15 protein-coding genes are annotated in these 13,756 nt (G+C 59.9%); 9 read left to right on the top strand and 6 right to left on the bottom strand.

Features of this window, described 5'->3' with window-relative positions; all coding sequences use genetic code 11:
* Positions 1-588 carry a LysE family translocator gene (locus PSH69_RS13605; RefSeq protein ID WP_018929638.1) on the bottom strand — a complete coding sequence of 196 codons (588 nt, stop codon included), beginning with the start codon at positions 586-588 and terminating at the stop codon, positions 1-3.
* Positions 589-829: 241 nt separating this feature from the next.
* Here PSH69_RS13605 and PSH69_RS13600 point away from each other — a divergent pair, with 241 nt between their 5' ends.
* Together PSH69_RS13600 and PSH69_RS13595 are read left to right on the top strand one after the other, a co-directional pair.
* Entirely contained in the window at positions 830-1,042 is a 213-nt protein-coding gene (locus tag PSH69_RS13600) for a DUF1059 domain-containing protein (RefSeq protein WP_007937743.1), read from the top strand.
* A gap of 183 nt (positions 1,043-1,225) precedes the next feature.
* Positions 1,226-1,846: a LysE family translocator gene (locus tag PSH69_RS13595; protein ID WP_096480084.1), complete on the top strand. Its 621-nt coding sequence runs from the start codon at positions 1,226-1,228 to the stop codon at positions 1,844-1,846.
* A gap of 3 nt (positions 1,847-1,849) precedes the next feature.
* Here PSH69_RS13595 and PSH69_RS13590 read toward each other — a convergent pair whose 3' ends face one another.
* Complete coding sequence (locus PSH69_RS13590; RefSeq protein WP_305412490.1) at positions 1,850-2,263, bottom strand: VOC family protein; 414 nt, start codon at positions 2,261-2,263, stop codon at positions 1,850-1,852.
* Between the two features lie 126 nt (positions 2,264-2,389).
* On the opposite strand from PSH69_RS13590, the gene PSH69_RS13585 reads away from it, so the two are divergent.
* From PSH69_RS13585 to PSH69_RS13565, 5 genes are all read left to right on the top strand, one after another.
* Positions 2,390-3,472, top strand: coding sequence for a bifunctional transcriptional activator/DNA repair enzyme AdaA (locus PSH69_RS13585; protein ID WP_305412488.1), 1,083 nt, complete (start codon positions 2,390-2,392; stop codon positions 3,470-3,472).
* Between the two features lie 45 nt (positions 3,473-3,517).
* A complete protein-coding gene (locus PSH69_RS13580) occupies positions 3,518-4,330 on the top strand; it encodes an isocitrate lyase/phosphoenolpyruvate mutase family protein (protein WP_018929642.1) in 813 nt (270 codons plus the stop codon).
* A gap of 74 nt (positions 4,331-4,404) precedes the next feature.
* The gene (locus PSH69_RS13575; protein WP_305412485.1) at positions 4,405-5,022 is read left to right on the top strand and encodes a DNA-3-methyladenine glycosylase; all 618 of its coding nucleotides are present in this window, start codon (positions 4,405-4,407) and stop codon (positions 5,020-5,022) included.
* A gap of 89 nt (positions 5,023-5,111) precedes the next feature.
* Entirely contained in the window at positions 5,112-5,600 is a 489-nt protein-coding gene (locus PSH69_RS13570) for a GFA family protein (protein ID WP_019648936.1), read from the top strand.
* A 101-nt stretch (positions 5,601-5,701) separates the two neighbouring features.
* The gene (locus PSH69_RS13565; RefSeq protein WP_305412483.1) at positions 5,702-6,229 is read left to right on the top strand and encodes a hypothetical protein; all 528 of its coding nucleotides are present in this window, start codon (positions 5,702-5,704) and stop codon (positions 6,227-6,229) included.
* On the opposite strand, the gene PSH69_RS13560 is transcribed toward PSH69_RS13565, so the two are convergent.
* The 3 genes from PSH69_RS13560 to PSH69_RS13550 all read right to left on the bottom strand — a co-directional run bounded on the left by PSH69_RS13560 (position 6,226) and on the right by PSH69_RS13550 (position 8,989).
* The gene (locus PSH69_RS13560) at positions 6,226-7,512 is read right to left on the bottom strand and encodes an ATP-binding protein (RefSeq protein ID WP_305412481.1); all 1,287 of its coding nucleotides are present in this window, start codon (positions 7,510-7,512) and stop codon (positions 6,226-6,228) included. The genes PSH69_RS13565 and PSH69_RS13560 overlap by 4 nt on opposite strands.
* Positions 7,513-8,220 (bottom strand): winged helix-turn-helix domain-containing protein, encoded by a 708-nt coding sequence (locus tag PSH69_RS13555; protein ID WP_305412828.1) that lies wholly within the window; start codon positions 8,218-8,220, stop codon positions 7,513-7,515.
* Positions 8,221-8,380: 160 nt separating this feature from the next.
* Positions 8,381-8,989: a tRNA-(ms[2]io[6]A)-hydroxylase gene (locus tag PSH69_RS13550; RefSeq protein ID WP_305412479.1), complete on the bottom strand. Its 609-nt coding sequence runs from the start codon at positions 8,987-8,989 to the stop codon at positions 8,381-8,383.
* 159 nt (positions 8,990-9,148) lie between these two features.
* On the opposite strand from PSH69_RS13550, the gene PSH69_RS13545 reads away from it, so the two are divergent.
* Positions 9,149-10,012 (top strand): universal stress protein, encoded by an 864-nt coding sequence (locus tag PSH69_RS13545; RefSeq protein ID WP_305412478.1) that lies wholly within the window; start codon positions 9,149-9,151, stop codon positions 10,010-10,012.
* Between the two features lie 110 nt (positions 10,013-10,122).
* Here the strand turns inward: PSH69_RS13545 and PSH69_RS13540 are convergent, their stop codons facing one another.
* Positions 10,123-10,593 (bottom strand): DUF1289 domain-containing protein, encoded by a 471-nt coding sequence (locus PSH69_RS13540; RefSeq protein WP_007937731.1) that lies wholly within the window; start codon positions 10,591-10,593, stop codon positions 10,123-10,125.
* A gap of 409 nt (positions 10,594-11,002) precedes the next feature.
* Here PSH69_RS13540 and acnB point away from each other — a divergent pair, with 409 nt between their 5' ends.
* On the top strand, positions 11,003-13,612 hold the full coding sequence (gene acnB, locus PSH69_RS13535; protein WP_305412827.1) for a bifunctional aconitate hydratase 2/2-methylisocitrate dehydratase: 2,610 nt from the start codon (positions 11,003-11,005) through the stop codon (positions 13,610-13,612).
* Positions 13,613-13,756: the final 144 nt, after the last annotated feature.

Below are 13,756 nucleotides of genomic sequence, written 5' to 3'. Positions count from 1 at the left end.
TTAGGAAAGCAACAAATACACCGCACTCAGCCCTAGCAACAATGCCATGAGCCGGTTGAACCATCGCATGCCTACAGGATTATTCAGATAACCCTGCAGGCATGTCCCGGCATACGCCCAACAGCCGACAGACACATAGCAGATCACCAGATACACCGCCGCAAACTGCCAGACCAGCCGCGCCTCACCGTCCGCGACGAACGCGCCCATACCCGCTACACAGGCCAGCCAGGCCTTCGGATTGAGCCATTGCATCATCGCGCCATATAACATCGACGGCGCCCGGCGCGATTTATCCGCATCGATGCGGCCATCGTCCGCCGCCAGTTTCCAGGCCATGAACAACAGAAACGCAACACCCGCCAGTTGCACCACTTGCGTCAGCGCTGGCCACAACCGCAATACCTCATGCAACCCCAACCCCATCAATACCAACAATAAAACGAAACCCAGCGTTGCTCCGGCGACATGTCGCTGACTGGCGCGAAAACCGAACTGCGCCCCCGAACTCAACGCCACAATGTTCACCGGCCCCGGTGTAATGGAAGCGACCAAGGCAAACGCCGCCATGGAAAGAATCAGACTCATTGCATACCTTCTTCAATTCAGTTGAACCAGGGCTCAAGGTAAAGAGCCGGGGGAATGCTGTATTGAAGAAAACAACCCTTGCCTGTTCCGCGATGCATGTCGCGCCCTGTAGGTTGCAAGACCGTCACGAGGCACCTTATGGCGGGCCTATACTTCAAGAGTCGGCACACTCGATGCGGGGCGCGTCGAGTGATCGTTCACGCAGGCCACAGCCTGCCTTCATCGTAGGGAGGAGAAGATCATGGCGCGTAAATACATCGACTGCCGCGAGTTCCCAAGCGCTTCCAAATGCTCGGTCGCACTGTCCGCAGACTCTGAAAATGAACTGCTGGAGGCCGCGGCACAGCATGCGGTCAGTGTTCACAAGCACACCGACTCACCAGAACTGCGTGCTCAACTGAAGACAATGTTCCACGACGGCACCCCGCCCGTAGAAGCACCGCGTCCGGCGTAGGAACTGCCGAAGGCTGCGATCCGTAAACGCAAAAAGGGACAGACCACGATTCAAGGCATATGCCGAACAATCGTGGTCTGTCCCGTGTTTTTCTCTGTACGGCTATTTGCATCCACCGCTGTATGGGCCAAATCACCTACCACCCGTGATAAAAATACCGCTCTCGTTCCTGGAGCCCCGTTCATGGACCTCGCCACCCTCCTCCTGTTTTTACCGGCCTGCTTCGCCCTGAACATGGCCCCCGGCCCAAACAATCTGCTGTCGGTCAGCAACGCCACCCGTTATGGCTATCGTCGCGCCTGTGTGGCCGGCGTCGGGCGTTTGCTGGCGTTTGCCGGGATGATCGGCCTGGCCGCCGCCGGATTGTCGGTGGTGCTGAAAACCTCGGAATGGCTGTTCTACGCGATCAAGATCATCGGTGCCGCCTACCTGTTGTACCTGGCGTGGCAACTGTGGCGTGCCAATCCCGAGGCCGAGCAGCACGTCACCGGCACGCCGGTGGGGATCCTGGCCCTGGCGCGGCAGGAGTTTCTGGTGGCAGCGGGTAATCCCAAGGCCATTTTGCTGTTCACCGCCTTCCTGCCGCAGTTCGTCGACCCGACCCAGGCGGTGGCTCCGCAATTCGCGGTGCTCGGCGCGTTGTTCCTGCTGCTGGAATGGATCGCCATCAGCGCCTACGCCTACATGGGCCTGCACATGCGCCGCTGGTTCGCCGAACCACGGGGCAAGCGGATGTTCAACCGTTGCTGCGCGGGGTTGTTGTCGGCGGCAGCTTCGGTGCTGTTGATGGCGAAACGGGCCTGACCTTTACACTTGGGACGGTCCTTTCAGTTCGACCTGGTTGCCGTCCGGATCGAAGCAATAGATCGACAGTCCGTTGCCTTCGGCACCAAAACGCACGGCGGCTTTCTCGGGTTTCAGGCCGAAGGACTGCAAGTGACTGACCAGGGCTTCCTCGTCAAACGGTTCAATGCGCAAGCAGAAGTGGTCGACGTTGCGCCGTTCGCGGCCAGCGGCAGCCCCGCCCGTGCGACCGAGTTCGCCCTGGATATCGACGAGGTCGATCATCGAGGTGCCCGCACGCAAATGCACCAGACCCAGATCGTCGCGGCGCTTGACCAGTTCGGCGCCGAGTACCTCGCCGTAAAACGCGATGCTGCGTTCGAGGTCCTCGACGCGCAGGACGATGTGATCGATGTGTTTAATCGTGAATGCTTGCATTGGCATGGATTCCTGAAAATATCGTTTACAGCATTGCCGGTGACTCGATGACTGTAGCTCAGGGTACAAAAATTCTCTGTCGATTTTCCGGTGGAGGCGCCAGGCAACGCGGCTTATGCTCAGCCCATGAACCTACAAAACGCTGTGCTTCCGCCCCACGCCGAGATGGTTCGCGCCATGCTCGAACGCGACACCGCCTACGAGGGGGTGTTCTTTACCGCGGTCAAAACCACCGGCATCTTCTGCCGCCCCAGTTGCACGGCGCGCAAACCGAAGCCGGAAAACGTCGAGTTCTTCGCCCATGCCGATGAGGCGATGTCGGCGGGTTATCGGGCCTGCCTGCGGTGCAAGCCGCTGGACGCCGCGGCCATTGCGCCGGACTGGGTGCAACGACTGCTGAAATCCGTCGACGCCAACCCCGACCTGCGCTGGACTGATGCCCAATTGCTCGCCGAGGGCATCGAGCCGCTGAAACTGCGGCGCTGGTTCAAGCAGCATTTCGGCATGACCTTTCACGCCTGGCTGCGCAGCCGACGCCTGGGCATCGCCCTCGGTGGCATCAAGCAAGGCGAATCCATCGACAACGCGGCGTTCGATTCCGGCTACGAATCCTTGAGCGGTTTTCGCGATGCGTTTCAAAAGTCCTTCCACATCACGCCCGGTCGCGCCGCCCACAGCGAGCCGCTGCTGTTCACCCGATTGACCACGCCACTGGGACCGATGATCGCCATGGCCGAACGGCGTGGGTTGGTGCTATTGGAGTTTCTAGACCGGCCGGCATTGACCAAGGAAATCGAAGAGCTACAGAACCATTATGGCTACGCCGTGGCCCCCGGCCACAACGGGCATCTGCAGCAGATTGAAGAAGAACTGGCGCAATACTTCGCCGGCAAACGGAGCGAATTCAACGTGCCCCTGCACCTGCCCGGCAGCGCGTTCGCCAAGCAGGTGTGGAGCGAATTGATGAAGATCCCCTACGGCCAGACCAGCACCTATGGCGCGATTGCCGCGCAACTGGGCAAGCCCGGCGCCAGTCGCGCCGTAGGCATGGCCAACGGACAAAACCGTCTGGCGATTGTGCTGCCCTGTCATCGGGTGATCGGCGCAGACGGCTCGTTGACCGGCTATGGTGGTGGACAACCGCGTAAAGCGTTTCTGCTCAGGCTGGAAAGCGCCGCGGTGCAAATCACCCAACAACTGGCATTCTGATCACTCCATTGTTTTTCAATAAAAAGTCATAAGGAGGGACATTCCATGGACACACTCGACACTCAATTCCATCAACTGCACCAGAGCGGGCTGTTGATTCTGACCAACGTCGCCGACGCCACCGGGGCGCGACTGGTGGAACAGCTGGGCAGCAAAGCCGTGGCCACCAGCAGCGCAGCGGTGGCCTGGGTGCATGGTTATCCGGATGGCAACACCTTGCCGCTTGAGCGGCTGGTTTCCACCGTCGAATCCATCGCCCGGGTCATCAGCGTGCCGTTAAGCGTGGACATTGAGGCGGGTTATTCCGATGACCTGGAGCGAGTTGCGCAGGTGGTCGACGCGGTGATCGCCGCCGGTGCCGTGGGGATCAATATCGAGGATGGTGCTGCCTCGCCCGACCTGCTGGCCCGCAAGATCGAAATCGCGCGCCAGGTCGCCAATCGCCGGGATGTGAAGCTGTTCATCAATGCCCGCACCGACGTATACCTCAGGGGCTTGGTGCCGGCCGAAGATCGCGTCGCCGAGACGCTCAAACGCGCCGCGTTGTATCAGGCGGCCGGTGCCGACGGACTGTTCGCCGCTGGCGTCACGGCGGCGTACGAGATCGACGCCCTGTGCCACGGCACGACGCTGCCGCTGAACGTGCTCGGCTTCCCGGGCCTGCCTTCGCCTGAAGAACTGCAAGCCCTTGGCGTGCGCCGTTTGAGCGCCGGCTCGGGCATCGCCGAATTCCTCTACGGCGCCATGGCCGGCCTGGCCAAAAGTTTTCTGCAAACCGGCACGCTCGACAGCAGTCACCTCAAGGCCTTCACCTACAGCCAAGTGAACGCCCTGCTGGCCCCGACCGGCAAAGTTTGACCGCAAGCAATGGAGTGCGGCGCTGCGGGGAGACGACTAGCCTTCCCGCAGCCACCCGCCCCTCAGGATGCTCCATGCCCGACACCTATCAACTGGCCAGCGATTTTCTCTCGGCCCTCGATGCCGACTGGCAGCGCCACATCAGCGCCATCGGCCCCTGCCTGCATCAACCCCATGCGGCGCGCGATCCTTATGAGTCGCTGGTGCGGGCGATTGCCTATCAGCAACTGCATGCAAAGGCTGGCGATGCGATTGTCGGCCGGCTGCTGGCGTTGTTTCCCGCGAGCACCTTCCCCAGACCCGAGCAGATCCTGGCGACCGACTTCGAGCAGATGCGCGGTTGCGGCTTTTCCGCCAGCAAGATCGCAACCATTCAGGGCATCGCCCAGGCGGCGCTGGACGGCGTGGTGCCGGACTACGCCACGGCGCTGGCGATGGACGATGAAGCGTTGATCGAACGTTTGATCACCTTGCGCGGAGTGGGCCGCTGGACTGTGGAGATGCTGCTGATCTACAGCCTGGAACGGCCGGACGTTTTGCCGGCCGATGACTTTGGAGTGCGTGAGGGTTATCGCCGGTTGAAGGGGCTGGAACAACAGCCGAGTCGCAAGCAGATGATTGATATCGGGTTGGCGTGGAGCCCTTATCGGACGGTGGCGTCGTGGTATTTGTGGCGGGTGCCTAACCGGTAGACCGCGACAGCGCAGGCATAAACTCAAGTGCAGAAACGCTTACGGTCTAGTCTGTCTTGAGTCATCCCAACCCCATCGGAGGCTCCCACATGCAGCTCGAAGGCTCCTGCCATTGCGGCGCGGTGTCGTTCAGCCTGACCAGCGCCCACCCCTACCCTTATCAGCGTTGCTACTGCTCCATCTGTCGCAAGACCCAGGGCGGTGGCGGTTATGCGATCAACCTGGCGGGCGACGCCCAGAGCCTCAAGGTGCGTGGTCGCAAGCACATCTCGATTTACCATGCGCGGCTCAAGGACGAAGGCGATAAGCGCGCCCGGCGCAGCACCGCCGAGCGGCATTTCTGTTCCCTGTGCGGCTCGGGATTATGGCTGTTCAGCCCTGAATGGCCGGAGCTGATTCACCCGTTTGCCTCGGCCATCGACACCCCGTTGCCGGTGCCGCCCGAGCACACGCACCTGATGCTCGGCTCCAAGGCGCCGTGGGTGGAAGTCGAGGTGTATCCGGGGGACCAGCAATTCGAGGTCTACCCGGTAGAATCCATTGCCCAGTGGCATGAACGCCTGGGTTTGAGCCGTTAGGCCCCTTCACAGTCTTTGACAGTTTTCCGACAAAGCTGTCAAAGATTGCTCGTCGGCACCCACCTAGCATGGCCGCATCCAACCTTCCTTCGGGTGCTCCCATGTTCCGTTCGTTGTCGCTGCCGTTGACTTCATGCTGCCTGCTGTTTGCCGCCAGCGTGCCGTGTTACAGCAGCAGCGACGAACGTGTAGTGGTGCCGCTGCCGGGGGCAAAGATCAGCAGCCCTTATGGAGTTTTCTTCGATACCCATAAAGGTCCGGGCTTGGCGTTTGATGAAGACGATTTCGGTTTGAGCGCGTACATCGGCGCCAGTGATGTGCGCAAGGATCGCAAGAGCGGGTTCAAAGACCCGGATGATCTCGACGGCATGGGTTCGATCAAGTCGCGCCCGGTGCTGGGGCTGGATGGGACCTATCAGATGGGGCCGATCATCCTCGGCGCTACCTTCGAACATGCGAGTCGCGGATCGGACTTTACCTGGTCATTGCCGGTCAATGATCCGTGGAGTTTTTCGACGGTGCTGGCAGCGCAGTGCCTGGCCAACGATGCGGCCGACAGCCCGACTGTGCAGCGGCGGATGCAGACGTCGTTGGTTGGGCAGGTGGATTGGTGTCCCAAAAAGATCTAATCCAGGTGCGCCCAGGTCATGCGAAACGACGCCCCGCCCCACGGCGAATCCGCCACTTCCACTTGCCCGCCATGGGATTGAGACACCCGCCGCACCAGCGCCAGGCCCAGGCCGAAACCACCGGTGCGGCGGTCGCGGCTGGCATCGAGGCGCGAGAACGGTTCGAAGATTTTCGCCCGCCCGTCCAGCGGCACGCCCGGCCCATCATCGTTGACCTGCACTTCGTAATGATCACCGGTGCGCACCAACGACACTTCCACCCGCTGGTCGGCATAGCGAATGGCATTGCGCAGCAAATTGATCACTGCCCGGGCCATGAAGCGCGGTTCGATACGAATTTCGTCAACCTGACATTCAACAATCAGCAATTGCACCCCGGCGGCTTCAGCCTCCAGCGCCACGCTGCCCACCACGCTGTCCAACCAATGGCTGGCCTGAATGTTCTCCCGGGTGATCACCGTGGCACCGCGTTCAAGGCTGGCGTACGTCAGCAACTCGGAAACCATTTCTTCCAGCTCGCCGAGGTCGGCGTACATGTCGGCGATCAACTCGCGGTTCTGGGTTGGGTCGGGCTGTTGCTTGAGTTGGTCGAGTTCGAACGACAACCGCGCGATGGGTGTGCGCAGCTCATGGGACACCGCGTTGGTCAGCTCGCGCTGGTTGGCGATCAGCCCCTCGATGCGCGCGGCCATCAGGTTGAAGTGTTCGGCCAGGTCACGAATGTTCGAGCGTTTGGACAGCTGGATGCGCGCCGACAGGTCGTTGTCGCCAAAGCGTTCGGCGGCCAGGCGCAGTGTCTCCAGATCGCGCCAGTGCGGGCGCACCCAGAAAAACAATACAAAACCGATCATCACCGCGATCATCAGATAGGCCGCGGCAATGTAGAACGGCATCAGACTCGGCTCGTCCGGCAGCTTGATGCTGAGCAGTTGCGAACCGTCGTCAATACGCGAGATGAAATGCGTGTACTTGTCGCGCATCACCAGCAGGCCCTGGGCCAACTCGGCTTGCTCCTGATCGGTCAGAAACAATTGATCGGTCTCGACCAGAGCCAGGCCCAAACCGTAGTGAGGGCGTATGGCTTCCAGCTGTCGCTCCCGGGCCGGACTGTCCAGGCCGCGCAACTGCTCGACCAGCGACCAGGCCTGACCACGCACCGCCTCTTGGTTGTAGCTGCGCATCTGACCATCGAGCAGCGCATCGAACGTGCGCTCGACGGTTTGCAGCCCCAGTACCAGGCCAACCGTCATCACCAGAAACAGTCCCAAAAATAACCGCAGCATTTACAGCTCCCACGCAAACGGATTGAACAGATAACCCTTGCCCCACACGGTCTTGATGCACACCGGTTCGCGCGGGTTGTCCTTGAGCTTGCCGCGCAGTTTGCTGATGTACACGTCGACGCTGCGGTTGAGGCCGTCGAAGGCGATACCGCGCATGCGGTTGAGGATGTCGTCGCGGGACAGCGTCTTGCCGGCAGCGCTGGCCAGCAACCACAGCAGTTCGAATTCCATGGTGGTGAGCTCAATGCCCTCGCCCGCCAGGCGCACTTCGCGGCAACTGCGATCGATGCTCAGATGACCGAATTCCAGTGAGCTGCACACACTGCTGTCCGGCATCTGACGGCGTTGCAAGGCACGCAGACGAGCGAGCAGCACAGGGGGCTTGATGGGTTTGATCACGTAGTCGTCGGCACCGGATTCCAGGCCGAGAATGTGATCGAGGTCGTCTTCCTTGGCGGTGAGAATGACGATGGGTGTGTCGGATACGCTGCGGATTTCGCGGCACACGTGCAGGCCGCTCTGGCCCGGCAACATCAGGTCGAGTACGACGATTTTCGGTTTGAATTCAAGGAAAGCGGCTACCGCGAGGTCTCCACGGTGTACCTCGCGGACTTCAAAACCGTGTTGGGACAGGAAATGCGCAATCAGCCCGGAGAGCTTCTCGTCGTCTTCCACCAGCAATACCTTGCCAAAACCCAGGTTATCCATAACGACCGTCTGCCGCCCCTTGAATGAAGTGGGCGGCATTATGGCGCCAATCGGTGAAGGGACGGTTATCGCAGCCAGCAAAAACCGGCCACGGGGACCGGTTTTTGGCGATATTTCATTCTTTTAAGAGTTTTTAACAATTATTGAAAATGAAACTTTTTCACGCCGCGACCGGCACACCACTGTGAAACCTGAACTCCACATCCGGCGACTCGATCAACGCCTGTTCGGCGTCGTGCACCTTGTCGATCACCTGGGCGATGTCCTTGGCGTCACCGTATTGATAGGCCAGTTTCAGATACCCCTGGAAATGCCGGGCTTCGCTTTTCAGCAGGCCGAAGTAGAACTTGCCCAGTTCCTCATCCAGATGCGGCACCAACGCCTCGAAACGCTCGCAACTGCGGGCTTCGATGAACGCGCCGACCACCAGCGTATCCACCAGTTTCACCGGCTCGTGGCTACGCACCACTTTGCGCAGCCCCGAGGCGTAACGCCCGGCGGACAGCTGGCGCAGCTCGATCTTGCGCTTTTTCATCAGACGCATGACCTGCTCGTGGTGCACCAGCTCTTCCCGGGCCAGACGCGACATCAGGTTGATCAGATCGACGTGGGAGTGATACTTGGCAATCAGGCTCAACGCCGTGCTGGCCGCCTTGAATTCGCAGTTTTTGTGGTCGATCAGCAGCGTTTCCTGATCGGCCAGCGCGGCCTGGACCCAACCGTCGGGCGTGCGGCAGCCGAGGAACTCGTGAATTTCGGGAAGGATCATGGGGCTCACGGATAAAAGGTTCAAGACGAAGGGCGCCGATTATACCGGCCTGCCGACAGACCACCAGTCGCCACCGTTGATATGCATCAAGTCGCGAATGCCCGACCAGCAACTATAGTTGTCCAACGCAGTGTTTTTACCTTCCTGGAGATCCCGATCATGCAAGCCATTCGCAGCATTCTGGTGGTCATTGAACCCGAACACTCGGAAAGCCTGGCGCTCAAACGGGCCAAATTGATCGCTGGCGCGACCCAGGCTCATCTGCACCTGCTGGTCTGCGATAAAAAGCATGATCACAGCGCGATGCTCGGCGTGCTCAAGGCGGCCCTGCTGGCGGACGGGTACAACGTCACCACCGAGCAAGCCTGGAACGAAAGCCTGCACGACACCATTATCGATGTGCAGCAGGCTGAAGGTTGTGGCCTGGTGATCAAACAGCATTACCCCGACAGCCCACTGAAGAAAGCGCTGCTGACACCCGAGGACTGGAAGGTATTGCGCACCTGCCCGACACCGGTGCTCCTGGTAAAAACCGCCGGTTCCTGGAAGGACAAGGTGATTCTGGCGGCGATCGATGTCGGCAATACCGATGACGAACACCGTCATTTGCACAACACCATCATTGATTACGGCTATGACATTGCCAGCCTGGCGAAGGCCAAGCTGCATGTAATCAGCGCCCATCCCTCGCCGATGCTATCGGCGGCCGACCCGACGTTGCAGCTCAAGGAAACCATCGAGGCCCGTTACCGCGAGCAGTGCCAGGCGTTCCAGGCCGAGTTCGACATCGACGACGACCACCTGCACATCGAGGAAGGCCCGGCGGACGTATTGATTCCGTTCATGGCCCATAAGCTGGGGGCCTCTGTGACGGTGATCGGCACCGTGGCGCGGACCGGGTTGTCCGGGGCGTTGATCGGCAATACGGCGGAAGTGGTGCTCGATGCGCTGGAGAGCGATGTGCTGGTGCTCAAGCCGGACGAGATCATGGATCATCTGGAAGAGATCGTGACCCGGCATTGAGCAAGATCAAGAGATCGCAGCCTCGTTTCACTCGACAGCTCCTACATGGATCGTGTTTCCCTGTAGGAGCTGTCGAGTGAAACGAGGCTGCGATCTTTTGCCTTCAAAGGCTATCCGCCGAAGGCGTCCTTGAGAAACCCCGGCGCAATGTAGCGCTGGTAATGCGCTTCCGAGAGCAGGAAAAATTCCCGATCAATGGCATCGCGCAATTCCGGCAGGTTCCAGTCGCGAAACTCCGGCAGCAACACCATCCCGTAGGCTTCCAGATTATTGATGACCCGCGCGCCCCGGGCGATCAACTGATAAGCCCAGCAATACTCCGACTGATGCGGCACAAAGCGGATCTTGCGCTGTTCCAGCTGCATTCTCAGCAGCGCGGGATCGAAAATTTCTACCTTGGCAGCCATCACCTGCGACAACAGCTGCTCAAGCCGCAACCACACCGCGCGTTTTTCTTCCTCGTTGTAACCGTTCCAGTGGATCACTTCGTGATGGAAACGCTTGCAGCCACGGCACACCAAATCACCGTAAACAGTGGAGCAGAGGCCGACGCAGGGGGTCTTGATGGTCTGATTGGGCATAGGTAGACAAAACACGGGAAAGCAGAACAGGTCGGCATGTTAGCCCTTTGTCTAACATTCATCACCCCTCAAAATTCGGGGGCTAACTTACCTTTAAATTTTTTTTGCCGTAGAATCAGCCAGCCTTTTAAGGCGCCAATGTCCGTTAAGAAGCTGTTTTCAAAGCGTCACGAGCACAGTCGTTCCTTCAGAGCGGTGTTGGCGAAGGGTTTTTCCAGCGGGGAAAAGCCCAACGCCAACCCTCATCAGCTCCCCGTTCTGCAGGCGTAAAACTTTGAAAGCAGCTTCTGTAAGGAATTGCCGGTAATTCTGGCTAAGCGGCCCACAACGCCACGCAGCGCATGAGTACGGCAATTTCGGGATGAGCGTCCCGGACACCCATTTGGGACCACTGATGAGGGTAATAACTGTGCTTGAAGCCTACCGCAAACATATCGAAGAGCGCGCAGCACTGGGTATCGTTCCCCAGCCGCTTAACGCCGAACAAACTGCAGGCCTGGTCGAGCTGCTGAAGAATCCCCCGGCTGGCGAAGAAGCTTTCCTCGTTGACCTGATCACCAATCGCGTTCCGCCAGGAGTTGACGAAGCCGCCTATGTAAAGGCCGGTTTCCTGTCTGCCCTCGCCAAGGGCGAAGCCAAATCCCCTCTGATCGACAAGAAGCGCGCGGTTGAACTGCTCGGCACCATGCAGGGCGGCTACAACATCGTGACCCTGGTAAACCTGCTGGACGACGCCGAACTGGCGCCAGTGGCTGCCGAAGAACTCAAGCACACCCTGCTGATGTTCGATGCCTTCCACGACGTGGCTGAAAAAGCCAAGAACGGCAACGTTCACGCCAAAGCCGTGCTGCAATCCTGGGCTGACGGCGAGTGGTTCAAGAAGCGCCCGGTGCTGGCCGACAAGATCAGCCTGCGCGTGTTCAAGGTCACCGGCGAAACCAACACCGACGACCTGTCCCCTGCTCCAGACGCCTGGTCGCGTCCAGACATCCCGCTGCACGCCCTGGCCATGCTGAAAATGGCCCGTGACGGCATCGTTCCGGACGAGCAAGGCAAGACCGGCCCGATGAAGCAGATCGAAGAAATGCGCGGCCAGGGCTTCCCTATCGCCTACGTCGGTGACGTGGTCGGTACCGGTTCCTCGCGTAAATCCGCTACCAACTCGGTACTGTGGTTCTTCGGCGACGACATTCCTTACGTGCCGAACAAGCGCGCTGGCGGTTTCTGCTTCGGCAGCAAGATCGCTCCGATCTTCTACAACACCATGGAAGATGCCGGCGCACTGCCAATCGAGTTCGACGTTTCCAACATGAACATGGGCGATGTGATCGACCTGTACCCGCATGCTGGCAAAGTCACCAAGCACAACAGCGACGAAGTCCTGACCACCTTCGAAATGAAGACCCCGGTTCTGCTGGACGAAGTCCGCGCCGGCGGCCGTATTCCGCTGATCATCGGCCGTGGCCTGACCGAGAAGGCTCGCGCCGAACTGGGTCTGCCACCGTTCGACCTGTTCAAGAAGCCTGAAGCACCGGCCGAAAGCACCAAGGGTTTCACCCTGGCGCAGAAAATGGTCGGCAAGGCTTGCGGCCTGGCAGAAGGCAAAGGCGTTCGTCCTGGCACCTACTGCGAACCGAAGATGACCACCGTGGGTTCCCAGGACACCACAGGTCCTATGACCCGTGACGAACTGAAAGACCTGGCGTGCCTGGGCTTCTCCGCTGATCTGGTGATGCAGTCCTTCTGCCACACCGCGGCTTATCCAAAGCCGATCGACGTGACCACCCACCACACCCTGCCTGACTTCATCATGACCCGCGGCGGCGTTTCCCTGCGTCCGGGCGACGGCATCATCCACTCGTGGCTGAACCGCATGCTGCTGCCAGACACCGTGGGTACCGGTGGCGACTCGCACACCCGTTTCCCGATGGGCATCTCGTTCCCGGCCGGCTCCGGTCTGGTCGCGTTCGCCGCAGCCACCGGCGTCATGCCGCTGGACATGCCGGAATCGATCCTGGTGCGCTTCAAAGGCAAAATGAAACCTGGCATCACCCTGCGTGACCTGGTTCATGCCATTCCTTACTTCGCCATCCAGAATGGCCTGCTGACCGTCGAGAAGAAAGGCAAGAAAAACGCCTTCTCCGGCCGCATCCTGGAAATCGAAGGCCTGGAAGGCCTGACGCTGGAACAGGCTTTCGAGCTGTCCGACGCGTCGGCCGAACGTTCGGCTGCCGGTTGCACCATCAAGCTGTCGAAAGAGTCGATCACCGAGTACCTGCAGTCCAACATCACCCTGCTGCGCTGGATGATCGGCGAAGGCTACGGCGATGCACGTACCCTGGAACGTCGCGCTCAAGCGATGGAAGCCTGGATCGCCAACCCGCAACTGATGGAAGCCGATGCCGACGCCGAATACGCCGAAGTCATCGAAATCGATCTGGCGGACATCAATGAGCCTGTGCTCTGCGCACCAAACGATCCGGACGACGCCCGTCTGCTCTCCAGCGTTGCTGGCGAGAAGATCGACGAAGTGTTCATCGGTTCGTGCATGACCAACATCGGTCACTTCCGCGCTGCCGGTAAACTGTTGGATCAGGTCAAGGGTCAGTTGCCAACCCGTCTGTGGCTGTCGCCGCCGACCAAAATGGACGCTCACCAGCTGACCGAAGAAGGCTACTACGGCATCTACGGCAAGGCCGGCGCACGCATGGAAATGCCAGGCTGCTCGCTGTGCATGGGTAACCAGGCACGTGTAGAGCCGAACTCCACCGTGGTGTCGACGTCGACCCGTAACTTCCCGAACCGTCTGGGTGACGGCGCGAACGTCTACCTGGCTTCGGCCGAGCTGGCGTCCGTTGCGTCCATCCTGGGTCGCCTGCCGACCGTCGAGGAGTACATGGAATACGCTGGCAAGATCGACAGCATGGCGGCCGACGTTTACCGCTACCTGTCCTTCGACCAGATCGCCGAGTTCCGTGAAGCTGCTGCGAACGCCAACATCCCGGTCGTTCAAGCCTAACGCTACAAAGCCATAAAAAACGCCGCCCATCGTGAGATGAGCGGCGTTTTTTTATGCCTGACGCCAATTACCCAGCTATCTTTGCCTGATGTCGGCACCAGGACGGCGTGCCACGAGGCCCCACGGGCCTTATCTCAAGGAGGA

Source organism: Pseudomonas sp. FP1740, from assembly GCF_030687165.1.
Lineage (GTDB): Bacteria > Pseudomonadota > Gammaproteobacteria > Pseudomonadales > Pseudomonadaceae > Aquipseudomonas.
Note: the sequence above shows the minus strand (reverse complement) of the source record. Positions and strands in the feature narration are given on the sequence as shown.